Origin of the sequence: Desulfoscipio sp. XC116, from assembly GCF_039851975.1 — a bacterium.
In the GTDB taxonomy this organism is placed as follows: domain Bacteria; phylum Bacillota; class Desulfotomaculia; order Desulfotomaculales; family Desulfallaceae; genus Sporotomaculum.
The window spans coordinates 822,318-837,076 of the sequence record NZ_CP156660.1; the positions used below are offsets into that span (position 1 = coordinate 822,318).

The window sequence follows — 14,759 nt, forward strand, 5'->3', positions numbered from 1 at the left end:
TAATATGGCTTAAGAAGGTGTATATAAATGTTAACCAAGGATATGACTATCCTTGATTTGGCCGAGAAGCATCCCGAATCATTGCAAGTTTTTAAGGCTTACGACCACTGTTTAGATGTTTGTATTTGTTGTGAATCACTTTTTGAAACATTGGAGCGGGTATGTGACAAATACGGTATTGATTTGGATAAATTGATGACGGAAATAGATGAGGCTATTCAACTTAACTCATGAACCTATAGATTAAAAGATTTAGAGTCCTTTGCACTGGTTCCGGATCAAGTCGTATCCCCGCAGACCTTGGTTGTAGACCGTTAATAAATAAATATTGTTAAAAGAGGAGGTTTTTTTGTGAACGAAGGTTACCTGCCAACTCGCCAGGAAATCCCCGGTCAATATAAATGGCGGCTGGAGGATATTTACCCCGGCGACGACGCCTGGGATCAGGATTATCGTAAGGCGCTGGATCTGGCGGCTCGCGCGGAGTTATTTAAGGGCAGGCTGGGTTCATCGGCCCGGACATTGCTGGAAGCTTTTCAACTGCAGGAGCAGTTGGAAGCACTTAATGAAAAAATATATACCTACGCCCGTATGCGGCGTGATGAGGATAACACCAATTCTGTTTACCAGGCACTGACCGACCGGGCGGATAGCCTAAGCGCCCGGGTGCAGGCTTCAGTTTCCTTTTATGTGCCTGAAATACTGGCGGTACCGGATGAGACCTTAAAACAGTTTCTGCAAGAAGAACCGGGCCTTGTTCCGTACCGGTTTATGCTGGAGGAATTGGTGCGCCAAAAACCGCACATCTTATCCGCAGAGGAAGAGCAGATCATCGCCCGGGCGGAAGAAGTAACCCAGGCCTCCGCCAACATATTCAGGATGATCAATAACGCCGACCTGACCTTTGACCCGGTGCGGGATGAGCGGGGCCGCGAGGTGGAGTTAACCCATGGCCGTTATTTGCAGTTTATGGAAAGCGGGGATCGCCGGCTGCGTCGGGATGCCTTCGCTTCCCTGTATAGTTCATATTGTCGATTGCAAAACACTTTGGCCGCCACTTTGGGCGCCAGTGTAAAAAAAGATGTGTTTTATGCCCGGATACGCAAGTATCCTTCAGCTCTTAAAGCCTCTCTTTTTGCCGATAATGTGTCTGTAGAGGTATATGACAACCTGATCCGCACGGTGCGTGAAAACCTGGAACCTTTTTACCGCTACATGCGGCTGCGCAAAAAATTGCTGGGGCTTGACAAACTGCATATGTACGATATTTATAACCCCGTGGTCCAAGATATAGACTGGAAGATCCCCTATCAGGAAGGGGTAAATGTGGTGCGGGACGGTCTGGTTCCGCTTGGTGATGCTTATGTGGAAACGATGGTGCGGGGAATTAACAGCGGTTGGGTGGACGTATACGAAAACAAGGGCAAAACCAGTGGTGCTTATTCCTGGGGCCCTTATGGCACACACCCCTATGTGCTGTTGAACTATCAGGATAATTTGAATAATGTGTTTACTTTAGCTCATGAAATGGGTCATGCCATGCATTCTTACTATTCTTTTAAGACGCAGCCTTACGTTTACGCCCATTATAAAATATTTACCGCTGAAGTAGCCTCTACGGTTAATGAATCTTTGTTGATGCAGTACCTGCTGCAAACAGTTAAAGACCGGGGTAAGAAAATATATTTGCTTAACCACTATCTGGAACAATTCCGTGGTACCGTATACAGGCAAACCATGTTTGCCGAGTTTGAAAAGGTCATTCATGAGCGGGTGGAAGCCGGTGAAGCGCTGACTCCCGAGTTGCTTTGCCGGATTTACCACGGGCTGAATGTTGACTATTACGGGCCGGACGTAATGGTGGATAGTGACGTGGACATGGAATGGGCACGCATTCCCCACTTTTACAATGCGTTTTACGTTTACAAATACGCCACCGGTTTTTCGGCGGCTACCGCTCTGACGCGCCGCATTACCGAAGAAGGCGGCTCTGCCGTAGCCCGCTATATTGGTTTTTTACATCAAGGAGGCTCGGATTATCCCCTGAACCTGTTGGATTCCGCCGGGGTAGATATGACCACCCCGCAGCCGGTGCAAGAATGCCTGGCTGTATTTGCCCGCCTGGTAGCGGAGCTGGAAAGCCTAACTCTTTAGAAAAGCAAGGGTACTGTTGTTCTACTAATATTCCATAGCTTTTATAAAAAACCTGCCTCTGAAAACCCACGGGCTCGTTCTGGAGGAGGTTCACCATGTACCGCTTTGTTCTTGCGGTAAATAAAAAAGTTTTGTGGTAACAGGTTGTTAAAAGGTTCAGCTATCGGCTATATGTGATAGTTGAACCTTTCTGCGTTGTCCAATCCAAAGAAATTTGCTCGTTTTAAGCAAATTCCAAGGGGAGTGTCGCAAAACTACTTTCTTGGAGTAGTGAGCGACGCTCCCCTTCTCAGATGTAGCTAATTATTCCGATACTAATCCGGTATCTTTACAAAAGGCTGTCGCACTATGAACTATTTAGTCCGTTGTGCAACAGCTGCTCCTATTTTAACTTCAGGTGGGGTGGAATCCCATCTGAAGCTCGGATGTTCGGCTTTAGCTGAACGAGTTCACTATTGACAAAACTGTTGCATACTGTGTATATTGTATATATACAGTATGCTCGGATGTTTGAAGGGATGTTTGGTTATGCGTATTATTATTTCGAACTCTTCCAGTTTACCAATTTATGAGCAGATTGTTTCCCAAATAAAAGAAATGATTATGCAAGGTGAACTGTTGGAGGCCGACCCCTTGCCATCAATCAGGAATCTGGCCAAAGAACTGCAAATCAGTGTCATTACTACAAAACGGGCCTATGACGAACTGGAAAAGGAAGGTTTCGTTGTTGCCGTACCGGGTAAAGGGTCTTATGTAGCGGCCGAAAACAAGGAACTTCTCCATGAAAAGAGGCTTAAAATTGTGGAAGAGAAGTTGATGGAAGCGGTGCTGGCCGCTAAATCCGTGCATTTATCCTTTGATCAATTACAACAAATGCTCAAACTGTTTTACGAGGAGGAATGATAATGAAGCCTATTTTGGAGGTTAAAAATATCAGGAAAAATTTTAAGGGGTTTAGCTTAAAAGATATTAGCTTTACTATGGAAAAGGGCTGCATCATGGGTTTTATCGGTCCTAACGGCGCCGGTAAAAGCACTACGATAAAGCTGATTTTAAATTTGCTAAAAAAAGACGGCGGGGTTATCAACGTTTTCGGACTGGATAATCTGAAACATGAAATAGAAATTAAAAATAAGATCGGCTTTGTGTTTGATGAAAACCATTTTTATGAAGAGTTAACCATCCGGGAAATGAGTAAAATTATTGCCCCGCTGTATAAAGACTGGGATAATCACGCCTTTGCCAAATATCTGGCTGATTTTGATCTGCCGCTCCAAAAGAAGATCAAGGATTTATCCAAGGGAATGAAAATGAAGTATTCTTTGGCGGTGGCTCTAAGTCATCATCCCGATCTGCTGATTATGGATGAACCAAGCGCAGGTCTGGACCCCGTGGCTAGAAATGAATTGCTGGAAATATTAACCTATATCATGCAGGATGAGAATAAAGGTGTTTTCTTATCTACTCATATAACCTCGGATCTGGATAAAATAGCTGATTATATCACGTTTATCAATAACGGGCAAATCATTTTCAGCACCGCCAAAGATGAACTGCTGGACGGGCACGGCTTGGTCAGAGGCGCCAGGGAGTTGCTGGATAACGATATCAGGAAAGAATTTATCGGCATTAAAGAAAACCAGTTTGGCTTTGAAGGATTGGTAGAGGATCGGCGGCGGGCTCAATTACTTTTTAACAAACAGGTGCTTATTGAAAAACCGGCTTTGGAAGATATAATGCTCCATTACACAAAGGGGGCTGCAAAATGTATAATTTAATATTAAAAGACATCTTAATTCAAAAGAAGATCCTCCTTTTGGGCTTCGCCTATATCGTTTTTTTTGCCGTTGCCATGCAAGGGGTCGGAATGGTAATTTACCCAACGGCCCTGACCGCTATTACTTATATGCTGCTGCTAACCTCCTGCGCGTACGATGAAAAAAACAAAGCTGACGTAATGCTTAACAGCTTACCTCTAAAAAGAGCCGATATAGTATTGGCTAAATATTTATCTGTTATTGCTTATATTGTGATAGGGACTGTGGCCTACTGGTTGATAGCAACAGTGATAGCATTGACAGGTCTGCCTGTAAAAGTTCATCCGATTTCTCTGGAAGGTTTAGCCGGCGGCTTGTTGTCCATAGCTTTATTAAACGGTGTTTTTTTACCCCTTTATTTTAAATTCGGCTACATTAAAATCAAGTTCTTAAATCTTATTTTATTCTTCTTATTATTTTTTGGACTGACAGGTGCGGTGAATTTTCTTTATGTGAATGGGGATGTTGGTTGGGTACGAAGTATCACGGGTCTTTTAAATTCTCTAACTGATATACAGATATTCACTGCAATTATGGTTGTGATATTAATTACACAGCTATTATCCTTTCTCCTATCTTTGAAGGTCTATCAAAGCAGGGACCTTTAGCATCAACATAATACCGGAACCTTATAGGGCCATTTTCTTATGCTGATTAGAGTAGGAAATTGAATTTGAAATTTATTTATAATACCTATTGATAAATATAAGCTATTTATTTATAATAAATATCATAATACTTTCCAAGGGGGTTTTGATGTGTTGGTAACTAAACAAGCACCGGCTTTCAAGGCTAAGGCATTTTACCAGGGTCAAGTAAGACAGGTAGCATTGGAAGATTACAAGGGAAAATGGGTAGTGCTTTGCTTCTACCCCGGGGATTTCACCTTCGTTTGACCTACTGAGATTTCGCACATAGCCGTTGGCTATGATAAACTCAAGTCTCTGAATGTAGAGGTTTTGTCCTGCAGCACGGACAGCGTGTTCTCCCATAAAGTTTGGAATGAAACTGAACTTTCTAAAATGGTGGGGGGCGATATCCCTTTCCCCATGTTGTCAGACCAAACGGGAGCGATTGGCAAATTGTATGGCGTTTATGATGAAGACGCAGGGGTAAATATCCGCGGCCGGTTTTTAATTGATCCGGAAGGCGTTATCCAGGCGGCGGAGATATTAAGCCCGCCCGTGGGCAGGAACCCGCAAGAGCTTATTCGTCAAGTCAAGGCTTATCAACATCATCAGAAAACCGGCGAGGTAATGCCTTCCGGGTGGGTTGAAGGCAGCCCAACCTTAAAGCCGTCAACTGACCGGGCGGGAAAAGTTTGGGAAGTATGGCAGCCCCCTAAAGAGTGACTGCCGGCGGATGTATCGGTAAACATGAATTTCCGGGGTATGTAAGGTTAATGCGCACGGGTTGTAGCCCGTGCTGCTTCTTTTTATGGTCAAGCGGTTATGATAGCTTAGACCAGGTCATGTTGAGAACGATATTATATAATTCCAGCGGGTTACGGATGAGCGCGTCGGGGTGGCAGCCGGCCAGCAGTTCTTCCGCATCATAGCCCCATGTTACGGCGATAATGCGCACCTTGTTTTTTTGACAGGCGCTAATGTCCCGGCATTCATCTCCCACATAAATTATATCTTTATTGTTTAATCGGTGTTTAGTTAAAAAACTTTTGATGGCTTTGTCTTTGCCAAACAGGCCGCCTGATGAAATGATATAGTCAAAAAAATTGATGTTGTTATGCGCTAAAAAAGCGTTGATATTTTCCGTCGAATTGGATGAAAGAATGCTGAGTGTCATTCCCCCGGCCTTGAGCTTGCCTAAAACTTCCTTGATGCCGTCGATGGCTTGCAAAGAAGCGGTGGCGCGCCTGTATTTTTTAGTTAAATCCATCTTTAGTATGGGCAGCTTGTAAAAAGGGAGATTAATGGCTTGACACCTTTGAGGGATGGATAGCGAACGCAGGTGTTCATACTCGCTTTCTTTGATTTTTCTAAGCTTATATTTAGGGGCCAGCTCGTTTAGCAATTCCACGGCCAGGTAGCGTGACTCCACAATGGTGCCATCAAAATCGAAAATAACATGTTTAGTCATTTCATCACCCCTCAACTGGAAGTTCGAACTTATTTTGGCTGTTAAGCTGTATTAAATAATGGCTGTTGGCAATATGACACGGCGGACCGCTTTGGGCGTAACTTCTTGATTAGCCCAAGAGCGGTTTTGTTTTTTGGTTAGTGTTAGTTTATTTTATCATATTGCTTAACCTTAGTATTTAAATAAGCGGTAATACCGGGAAGTCAATTTTAACGTTACCTTAAGATTAAGGTTTCCGGCCGTTCACGGGATTGCAGATATTAACCCTGTTATTATCCCTGTCACAAAGACACAGATGACAAGACGGCTCACGCCATAGTGAGTGTTCGGTAACAGCTGCTTGCAGGAGTAGATATTGCACCTGGCGAACTTCGAAGATAGATGAATTCAGAGTGGTCTATAAGTCTATTTGATATGTATGAAAGGACGGCCGAAGATATGGGGCACATGGCGGGCAAAGATGTATACCGCAAGCTGGGTGAAAAAATCGATAATCTTACCGTAAAGTCTCCGTGGAACGAAGCTTTGCACAGGTTGCTCAAGGAACTGTATACTGAGCAAGAAGCGGATTTAGTGGTGCAAATGCCCTACTTGCTATCCACCGTGAATCGAATTGCCCGCATAACCGGAGCCGACCCAAGCACTTTACAGGGCAGACTGGACGGTTTGGCGGAAAAGGGTTTAGTGTTGGATCTCTATCACGACGGTCGATATTATTACATGCCTTCACCTATTATGGTAGGCATATTCGAATTTACTATGATGCGCAGTCGCGGTAATTTTGACCCCGGAGTTGCCGCGGGGCTCTTTCATGCTTACCTGACGGGCGGCGGCGACTTTTACCGGGCCAACGCCGGCGGCGGGCGGCAAATAGCCCTGGCCAGGGTTGTGCCTCACATGGATGCGGTGACCCCGGAAGATGTGGTGGAGATTTTGCCTTACGAAAAAGTCGAAGCCATTGTGGACAGTCACGACCGGTATGCCATTGGCACCTGTGCCTGCCGGCATGAGAAGCTGCACAGCGGTCATAAGAAATGCGCCGTCCCTCTGGATACCTGCACCTCCTTCGGCTACGCCGCCGATTACTTGATCAGACATCATCTGGCTGCCGAGGTCAGCCGCGGCCGGGTGATGGACAACCTGGCCCGCTGTAAGGAGCTGGGGCTGGTTTTTAGTGCCGATAACGTGCAGCGTAATATTACGTTTATTTGCTGCTGCTGTGCCTGCTGCTGTAACCTGCTCCAGGGTATTAATAAATTTGGTTATACCGGTTTTATTAAAACTTCCGGTTTTATTGCCGTGGCAGACGCTGAAAAATGTACGGGCTGCGGTAAGTGTATCGCAGTCTGCCCGGTAAATTGTATCCATTTAGCGCCTGTACAGGGTGGTGAACCAACCGGCTGTTCCGCAGTCGGACCGGTGTCTGAGCAAGGTGACGGGGTGACTGTTTTACCGGCATCCGGGCCAGTGCTTGTACAAGATAAGGAAGCGGCGGTTGGATGCCTGGCTGGTCCGGTGCATGAGTCCAATAGCCAACCGACCAGCTTGCCGGTATTCGAACCGATGTCTGAGCTTGCTTCAGACGGTGCAAAAAAGGGAAAAAGGCTTGCACTGGTGGATGAAAGCATCTGTTTGGGCTGTGGGGTATGCGCCGATCAATGTGTTCGTGGGGCACTGCGGCTTAAAAAACGCCGGCAAAGAGTGCTGCCTCCGGAAAACACTTTTGAACGTAACATACTGGCCTGCCTGGAGAGGGGAACTCTGCCGAACTACATATTTGATGACCCTGGCGCTGTCACTCACCGGGTGATGCGGGGTATCCTGGGAGGAATTCTAAAACTGTCCCCGGTTAAAAGGGCATTGGTCGGGGATTTGTTTCGCTCTACTTTTCTTAACATTCTTACTGCCGGGGTCAAACTGTCCGGCAAGGGCTGGATAACTAAGCTGTAAGAGGTTGTTATGGATGTTTTTTTTTACGTCGCAACAATAAAGTCATGTAGTATAATAAAATATCGGAATTATTGAAAAAGTTATGTTTTTATGTTATTGTTTAAATAATTAGAAAGTTGCGGGAATTGCGTCTGATATATTGAATGATTAATCATTCAATTGCAAAGGGGGTTTATCAAAAGTATGATTAAGGAAGAGTTGTTTTGGTGTAAGCACTATCCCGAGGGGGTGCCTGAACGAATAGACATACCGGATGTGCCGCTTTATCATTTTTTGGAACAGGCCGCCCAAAAATATCCGACTAACTTAGCTGCTGTTTTTATGGGACACAGGCTGACATTCAGCCGGCTTAAAGAACAGGTAGATCGTTTTGCCACAGCCTTGCACGCACTGGGCGTAAAAAAAGGGGATCGGGTGGCCGTGATGTTGCCGAACTGTCCCCAGACGGTGATTGCTTACTATGCTGTCATCAGCATAGGGGCTGTGGCCGTAATGACCAATCCTCTTTATATGGAAAGAGAATTATCTCACCAGCTTAGGGATGCGCAAGTTCAAACATTAATTTACTTGGATGCCCTTGGCCCAAAAGTGCTCAGTGTGCTGTCTCAGACTCCGGTTAAAAATTTAATTGTCACCGGGGTGCAGGATTACCTGCCTCTGCCGCTTAACCTGTTATATCCCATTAAGGCTAAAAAACAGGGCCAGGTGCTTGATGTGCCCGCTGATCGGGGTATTCTCCGGTTTAAGGAGCTTTTGCAAAAATATTCCCCCCAACCGCCGAAGGTTACCATAGATACCTCCAAAGATTTGGCCCTGCTGCAGTACACAGGCGGTACCACCGGTTTATCCAAGGGAGCCATGTTGACCCATAAAAACCTGGTGGCTAATGTCATGCAAGTGCGCTCATGGCTGCCCGACTGCCGGGAGGCGGGGGAAAGAACGCTGGGGGTCCTGCCTTTCTTTCATGTGTTTGGTATGACTGTGGTAATGAACTTTTCCATATACTGTTGTTCGACAATGATATTGCTGCCCCGCTTCGAGATAGATACAGTATTAAAGCAGATTAATAAATACCGCCCCACCTTGTTCCCGGGAGCCCCCACCATGTATGTGGCGGTTATTTCCCATTCCGAGCTGGCTAAATATGATATTTCCTCTATCAAGGCTTGTATTAGCGGGGCGGCTCCCCTGCCGGTGGAGGTACAGGAAAAGTTTGAAAGTCTGACCGGCGGCAAGCTGGTGGAAGGCTATGGGCTGACGGAATCGTCTCCGGTTACGCACTGTAATCCCATTTATGGGACCCGGGTATCAGGCTCTATCGGGCAGCCCTTGCCCAATACCGAGGTGAAAATTATGGATATCGAATTAGGCACCCGGGAAGTGCCCCCGGGTGAGGTCGGGGAACTTTGCGTCAGGGGTCCTCAGGTGATGCAAGGCTACTGGAATATGCCCGATGAAACGGCTAATACCATTCGGGACGGCTGGCTGTATACCGGGGATATAGCCCGGATGGATGAACGTGGATTTACTTACGTGGTGGACCGGAAAAAAGATATGGTAATTGCCGGCGGATATAATATTTACCCCCGGGAAGTTGAAGAAGTGTTATATGAGCATGCCAAGGTGCGGGAAGCGGTGGTGGCCGGTGTACCCGACCCCTACCGGGGTGAAACCTTAAAGGCTTACGTTATCCTCAAAGAAGGTAAGCAGGCCACTGAAAAGGAGATCATCGAGTTCTGTACTAAACAATTGGCTAAATACAAAGTGCCCAAGAAGGTGGAGTTCAGGGATGAGCTGCCTAAAACAATGGTGGGTAAAATCTTGCGCCGTATCCTGGTAGAGGAGGAGAAGGCCAAGCTGGAGAATAATAAGTAACAGTTAGCACTATAGCACAAATTATTTTTTAAGCAAAGCTTTCGCTATTTGGCTAGGTGCCAGGTGTTAGAAGCTGAAAATCTAAGATTTTCAGCTTCTAACACCTGGCACCTAGCCCCCATAATTTAGGCGTGGGGTAGAATCCCCATCTGAAGCCCCGATGTTCAGCTTTAGCTGAAACGAGTTCACTATTTTAAAGGCGGAGGAGTTAACCATCCTTTTAATTTGCCAAATTTGCACATGTCATCATATATTTCAATCTCTTTGCTGAGATTTTTTATTGCTATACCGCGTATGGCATCATTAGTTGTAAATGTGCGAACGGAATGGGTCAATGTAGTCATTAGATTTTCAACACCTGCCATAATGTCTCTAAACAGGTATCTGTCATTCATTAATTCGGAGTTAACCTGTATAGAAGTGCTTTTGGGAGGACGGCAGGGCAGAGGCAGCTTATACATGTCCATTAGATGTTCCAGCTCATTAGCCTGCTGTTCTAAAGTATCTCCCAACTTCTTGGCAACCAAATATTTAAAATCGGGATCATGAATTAAATTTTGATATAGTTGTGTTTTTTCTATATTGTCATATCTGGTAACAAGGTCATTCCATAATATAAATGCCTCACCGGCGTTCAAAATAGGAGTCTCTGCTTTATCCGCCCTTCCAATATGAAAGTTGAATAGCTGAACCATCTTTCACCATCCTCCCTCTAAAAGCTTTTTTTTATCTATAATAATTTACCCATAGTATTCCTTAAAAAACTAGGCAAACTAAGGAAAAAAGCAGACATGAGCCGGGGTATGAGCAAGACTTTATATTTTTTAATTATAAACACTTATACCTTAAACTTTCTAACCGGAACTCCGGCAGGATAATCGGCCTTGGTAATGAATTAGTTAGTGTAACTATAGTAGTAAAGAGAAAGGGAAGGGAGTATCATGCCGGCGCAAATTGTACTGGCTGCCATAAATCGGGAGCAGCTGGCTGTTGTCGGCCGTATTGCGGCTGCGCAGGGGGTGGTTGTTTTCGGCACTATGGATGGCGTGTTGTTGGAAAAAATAAATATTGGCGGCGCGAGCGAAGATGTACCTGTATATTTTTACGAGCCGGGCTGAGACTGGCCCCGTAAAGTGGTTGCCGTGGGCAAGCTGAAAGCTGTGTGGACCGATTTGCCGGATGCGGATGATGAGGTGGCGTTTAAAAAGGAGTTTAACCGTTATTTCGGTGCTGATTGGGATAAGTTGCTGCTGGGGGCGGACAAGCCCTTTGACCATCACCGGTACTGGGACGGTTATTGTGCCGTGGCGGATGTGCTGACCGGTCAGGTTTGCACCTTGCTTGACGTGACCGGGGCGGGCAGCGACGGTGTAAAGCCGCTGTGCTATAATATGCTCGTGGTTTAATATGCAATTAGGGAGAGGAGAACATCAATGGTCTTGGACTTTCAGCGGGGGATAGCCGATAAGCTGGCTAATGATACCCTGGAACAGCTCAATATGGAGGACAGTTTTACGTTTGCCTGCGGGCCGGACTGCATGGGCCGATGCTGTCAAAACATTACTATCTTGTTGGACCCGTGGGATGTGGAAGTGATGGCCCGGCACCTTAATCTGCCCGGCCAGCGGTTTTTTAAAGATTATTGTGCAATGGAGCCCGACCGGGATACCGGCTGGCCTGCGGTTTGGCTGGCTCATGCCGCCAACGGCCGCTGTGCGTTTATGCTGGAGGATGGCAGGTGTTCCATTTACCGGTCCCGGTCCCGGAACTGCCGCACTTTCCCCCTGGGACGGGCGGTGCGCTATCACCGCGACGGTGATGTGTGCACTAAAGAGGACTGTATCTTCATGGTGGACCGCGAGCATATGCAGTTCTGCCTCGGCCACACAGCCGACCGGGTTTGGACGGTGCAAGAGTGGTACGATGACGCCGGTGCGGAGGATTATTACCGAATGTCCGACCAGTACACCGAACTGGTTGATTATGCGGCTCGGGTGCTGCAGTGCCGGGAGTGGATGAGCCCTAAAATAATGCAAATGCTGATGCCCTTTTTATTTGCCCCTGACCTGCTGCGCGTCAAGCTGGGTATAAGCGAGAAACAAATCGACCACCGGGAATTCCACCGCCGGCGCATGGAGGCCGTTAAGCTAATTCTTACCGATGTGGCTTTGGGCTGTGGCTGCGGGCCGCAGACCGATGTCGGCGCGGCTGCCTTTGCCGGCAGCCTGATGGACCGGGTGAAAAAAGTGATGACTGCCGGAGCTTAAAATTGATCTTGTATGAGCGGCACTGTCAGAAGGGTGGAAATTTAATTTTTGGCAATTAGTTATAAGGTTTGTCAGCCATCCCGGGTATTTAAATGTTCCCGGGTGGCTTTGGGTATTCTGGCATATGTCTTGCATATTTACACTTTACATAAGTATTCAATAAATTATTTCATGGAGGGATGTATTTTGCCGTCGATAAAAAATATTGACGATATGACCAGAGAACAGCTAATTGATTTTATAGCAGATTTAAGTAAGCGCTGGCTTGCTCATGACGGTCTGTGGTTTCAGGCCGTAGAGAAAAAATACGGTATGGATAACGCTATTGAAGCCGATGCCGCGGCTTGGGAAAAGTTTACGGTCATTGAAGCCAAACGGATTAAACAGTTTCTCGGGCTGCCGGAACAGGGCGGGCTGGAGGCGTTGGAACTGGCCCTGCAGTTCCGGCTATATGCTTTCCTAAATAAACAGGAAATTATTCGCGAGTCCTCCCATAAGTTGATTTTCCGCATGAATTCCTGCCGGGTGCAAGCGGCTCGTGAACGCAAAAAAATGGACTTTTTCCCGTGCAAGCCGGTAGGTTTGGTGGAATACAGCGGCTTTGCCCGTGCCGTTGACCCGCGTATCAGTACCCGGTGTATTTGTTGCCCGCCGGATGAGCCTGAGGAAGGCTGCCACTGTGCTTGGGAGTTCACACTGGAGGGGTAAATTGTAAACAAAAGTAACCACATGATTTAAAGGGCCGGTAATAATGCCTTGGGGCATAACCGGCCTTTTCTGTTTACAATATAGCCAGTTGCAACCATTGAGATACTACAGCGGCTGGTATTGTTCTTGCATCTTTTTTAAAATAAATAAGAATGAATTGTTAGGCAGGGGGTGATGGTTGCTATAACAGCGTGAATCTTGCCGTATAAGCACCTGGCGGCAGCCAAGTTTTAAAAATATCTAAATATTCAACCATTTAAAAATGTAAAAAAAATTTACACAAGTTAACAACAATTAATGGGGGGAATGAAAAATGAGTGATAAAAATCTGCAAATGCTGGATCTGGAGTTAAATGAAAAGGCGTTATCGGTTAAAAAAGGCGGAGCTCCCAAGTATCATACCGGCAATGCTAAAAAAGGCAAGCTATTTGCCCGGGAAAGATTGGAGTTGCTGCTTGATCCCGGCTCCATCACAGTAGAGGACGGCCTGTGGGGCAATAACCTGGCCGAGGGGCTGCCGGCAGATGGTGTAGTTACAGCGGTGGGTAAAATCCACGGGCGTACTGTTTGTGTCATGGCCAATGATTCCACGGTAAAGGCGGGCTCCTGGGGCTGGCGTACGGTCGAAAAAATTATCCGTATTCAGGAAACGGCCATTAACATGCAAGTGCCCATGCTTTATTTGGTGGACTCCGCCGGAGCCAGAATTACGGACCAGATTGAAATGTTCCCTGGTCGGCGGGGAGCGGGCCGCATTTTTATAAATGAAGTAAAAATGTCGGGCATGATACCGCAAATATGCCTGCTTTTCGGTCCCTCCGCTGCCGGCGGGGCGTATATTCCCGCTTTTTGCGATGTGGTGTTCATGGTGGACGGCAATGCCAGCATGTACCTGGGCTCGCCCCGCATGGCGGAGATGGTGATATTTGAGAAGGTTACCCTGGAGGAGATGGGCGGCGCCCGGATGCATTGCAGTGTCAGCGGGTGCGGGGACCTTTTGGCGGCTACGGAAAAAGAAGCTATTGAGGCTTGTCGCCGCTATCTTACTTACCTGCCCCGGAATTATAAGGAGAAAACCCCCTTGATTGAGGCGCTGCCTCCTGTCGAGGGGAGGGATATTGAAGCAATAGTACCGCTGGAAGAAAACCGGGCCTTTGATATGTACGAGTTAATTAACCGGCTGATTGATCGGGACAGCTGGTTTGAAATTAAAAGACTTTTTGCCCCGGAGCTAATTACCGGCTTGGCCCGCATTGGCGGCCGGGCGGTGGGTATACTGGCCAACCAGTCTATGGTCAAGGGCGGTGTGTTGTTTGTCGATTCGGCGGATAAGGCGGCCCGGTTTATGAATTTGTGCGATGCCTTCAATATACCGTTGCTGTTCTTGATGGATGTACCCGGGTTTATGATCGGTTCCGCCGTGGAACGCCAGGGTATTATCCGGCACGGGGCTAAGATGATTTCCGCTATGTCCGAGGCCACGGTGCCTAAAGTGTCCGTGGTGGTGCGCAAGGCTTATGGTGCGGGGCTGTACGCTATGTGCGGGCCGGCCTTTGAACCGGATTGCTGTATGGCTCTGCCTTCGGCGATGATTGCCGTGATGGGTCCCCAGGCGGCGGTGAACGCGGTGTATGAGAATAAAATCAACGCCCTGCCTCCCGAGGAACGGCCCGCCTTTGTGCAGCAAAAGCGCGCCGAATATGCCCGGGACGTGGATATATACCGCCTGGCCTCGGAATTGGTGGTGGACCATATTGTCGGCGGTGGCGAACTGCGGGATGAGTTAATTAAACGGTTTGCCCTGTATGAATCCAAGGAAAAGAAATTTACCGAGCGCAAACACCCGGTGTACCCTGTGTAGCGGAAGTTTCCATTAAATAGATTTTGCAAG

Annotated in this window: 15 protein-coding genes; 13 read left to right on the top strand and 2 right to left on the bottom strand. The window is 47.0% G+C overall.

All coding sequences use genetic code 11. From position 1 onward, the window contains the following. Window positions 1-27 precede the first annotated feature (27 nt). From ABDB91_RS03745 to prxU, 6 genes are all read left to right on the top strand, one after another. The gene (locus tag ABDB91_RS03745) at window positions 28-234 is read left to right on the top strand and encodes a DUF1858 domain-containing protein (RefSeq protein ID WP_347490301.1); all 207 of its coding nucleotides are present in this window, start codon (window positions 28-30) and stop codon (window positions 232-234) included. A 117-nt stretch (window positions 235-351) separates the two neighbouring features. Beyond that, window positions 352-2,154, top strand: coding sequence for an oligoendopeptidase F (gene pepF / locus ABDB91_RS03750; protein WP_347490302.1), 1,803 nt, complete (start codon window positions 352-354; stop codon window positions 2,152-2,154). A gap of 528 nt (window positions 2,155-2,682) precedes the next feature. Next, on the top strand, window positions 2,683-3,057 hold the full coding sequence (locus tag ABDB91_RS03755) for a GntR family transcriptional regulator (protein WP_347490303.1): 375 nt from the start codon (window positions 2,683-2,685) through the stop codon (window positions 3,055-3,057). A 2-nt stretch (window positions 3,058-3,059) separates the two neighbouring features. Next, complete coding sequence (locus ABDB91_RS03760; protein WP_347490304.1) at window positions 3,060-3,932, top strand: ABC transporter ATP-binding protein; 873 nt, start codon at window positions 3,060-3,062, stop codon at window positions 3,930-3,932. Continuing rightward, window positions 3,920-4,579, top strand: a complete 660-nt coding sequence (locus tag ABDB91_RS03765; RefSeq protein WP_347490305.1) for an ABC-2 transporter permease — start codon at window positions 3,920-3,922, stop codon at window positions 4,577-4,579. The genes ABDB91_RS03760 and ABDB91_RS03765 overlap by 13 nt, the downstream gene beginning before the upstream one ends. A gap of 150 nt (window positions 4,580-4,729) precedes the next feature. Beyond that, the gene (gene prxU, locus ABDB91_RS03770; protein WP_347490306.1) at window positions 4,730-5,323 is read left to right on the top strand and encodes a thioredoxin-dependent peroxiredoxin; all 594 of its coding nucleotides are present in this window, start codon (window positions 4,730-4,732) and stop codon (window positions 5,321-5,323) included. A gap of 97 nt (window positions 5,324-5,420) precedes the next feature. Here the strand turns inward: prxU and ABDB91_RS03775 are convergent, their stop codons facing one another. Continuing rightward, window positions 5,421-6,068: an HAD-IA family hydrolase gene (locus ABDB91_RS03775; protein WP_347490307.1), complete on the bottom strand. Its 648-nt coding sequence runs from the start codon at window positions 6,066-6,068 to the stop codon at window positions 5,421-5,423. Window positions 6,069-6,482: 414 nt separating this feature from the next. On the opposite strand from ABDB91_RS03775, the gene ABDB91_RS03780 reads away from it, so the two are divergent. Together ABDB91_RS03780 and ABDB91_RS03785 are read left to right on the top strand one after the other, a co-directional pair. After that, on the top strand, window positions 6,483-8,018 hold the full coding sequence (locus ABDB91_RS03780) for a 4Fe-4S binding protein (RefSeq protein WP_347490308.1): 1,536 nt from the start codon (window positions 6,483-6,485) through the stop codon (window positions 8,016-8,018). Window positions 8,019-8,201: 183 nt separating this feature from the next. Next, the gene (locus ABDB91_RS03785; RefSeq protein ID WP_347490309.1) at window positions 8,202-9,893 is read left to right on the top strand and encodes a long-chain fatty acid--CoA ligase; all 1,692 of its coding nucleotides are present in this window, start codon (window positions 8,202-8,204) and stop codon (window positions 9,891-9,893) included. Window positions 9,894-10,081: 188 nt separating this feature from the next. Here ABDB91_RS03785 and ABDB91_RS03790 read toward each other — a convergent pair whose 3' ends face one another. After that, window positions 10,082-10,588, bottom strand: a complete 507-nt coding sequence (locus ABDB91_RS03790; protein WP_347490310.1) for a DUF3231 family protein — start codon at window positions 10,586-10,588, stop codon at window positions 10,082-10,084. Window positions 10,589-10,834: 246 nt separating this feature from the next. On the opposite strand from ABDB91_RS03790, the gene ABDB91_RS03795 reads away from it, so the two are divergent. The 5 genes from ABDB91_RS03795 to ABDB91_RS03815 all read left to right on the top strand — a co-directional run bounded on the left by ABDB91_RS03795 (window position 10,835) and on the right by ABDB91_RS03815 (window position 14,729). Next, complete coding sequence (locus tag ABDB91_RS03795; RefSeq protein WP_347490311.1) at window positions 10,835-11,011, top strand: hypothetical protein; 177 nt, start codon at window positions 10,835-10,837, stop codon at window positions 11,009-11,011. Between the two features lie 24 nt (window positions 11,012-11,035). Further along, complete coding sequence (locus tag ABDB91_RS03800) at window positions 11,036-11,299, top strand: hypothetical protein (RefSeq protein WP_347490312.1); 264 nt, start codon at window positions 11,036-11,038, stop codon at window positions 11,297-11,299. Window positions 11,300-11,326: 27 nt separating this feature from the next. Next, a complete protein-coding gene (locus ABDB91_RS03805; protein ID WP_347490313.1) occupies window positions 11,327-12,160 on the top strand; it encodes a YkgJ family cysteine cluster protein in 834 nt (277 codons plus the stop codon). A 186-nt stretch (window positions 12,161-12,346) separates the two neighbouring features. Further along, entirely contained in the window at window positions 12,347-12,868 is a 522-nt protein-coding gene (locus ABDB91_RS03810) for a DUF6125 family protein (RefSeq protein WP_347490314.1), read from the top strand. Between the two features lie 313 nt (window positions 12,869-13,181). Then, complete coding sequence (locus ABDB91_RS03815) at window positions 13,182-14,729, top strand: acyl-CoA carboxylase subunit beta (protein ID WP_347490315.1); 1,548 nt, start codon at window positions 13,182-13,184, stop codon at window positions 14,727-14,729. Window positions 14,730-14,759: the final 30 nt, after the last annotated feature.

Bases quoted from the DNA above. Each gene is read 5' to 3' on its own strand.
- ABDB91_RS03785 (WP_347490309.1), top strand. From the start codon at position 8,202: ATGATTAAGGAAGAGTTGTTTTGGTGTAAGCACTATCCCGAGGGGGTG.
- ABDB91_RS03795 (WP_347490311.1), top strand. From the start codon at position 10,835: ATGCCGGCGCAAATTGTACTGGCTGCCATAAATCGGGAGCAGCTGGCT.
- ABDB91_RS03760 (WP_347490304.1), top strand. From the start codon at position 3,060: ATGAAGCCTATTTTGGAGGTTAAAAATATCAGGAAAAATTTTAAGGGG.
- ABDB91_RS03815 (WP_347490315.1), top strand. From the start codon at position 13,182: ATGAGTGATAAAAATCTGCAAATGCTGGATCTGGAGTTAAATGAAAAG.
- ABDB91_RS03805 (WP_347490313.1), top strand. From the start codon at position 11,327: ATGGTCTTGGACTTTCAGCGGGGGATAGCCGATAAGCTGGCTAATGAT.
- ABDB91_RS03790 (WP_347490310.1), bottom strand. From the start codon at position 10,588: ATGGTTCAGCTATTCAACTTTCATATTGGAAGGGCGGATAAAGCAGAG.
- ABDB91_RS03780 (WP_347490308.1), top strand. From the start codon at position 6,483: ATGTATGAAAGGACGGCCGAAGATATGGGGCACATGGCGGGCAAAGAT.
- ABDB91_RS03775 (WP_347490307.1), bottom strand. From the start codon at position 6,068: ATGACTAAACATGTTATTTTCGATTTTGATGGCACCATTGTGGAGTCA.
- ABDB91_RS03755 (WP_347490303.1), top strand. From the start codon at position 2,683: ATGCGTATTATTATTTCGAACTCTTCCAGTTTACCAATTTATGAGCAG.
- ABDB91_RS03745 (WP_347490301.1), top strand. From the start codon at position 28: ATGTTAACCAAGGATATGACTATCCTTGATTTGGCCGAGAAGCATCCC.
- ABDB91_RS03765 (WP_347490305.1), top strand. From the start codon at position 3,920: ATGTATAATTTAATATTAAAAGACATCTTAATTCAAAAGAAGATCCTC.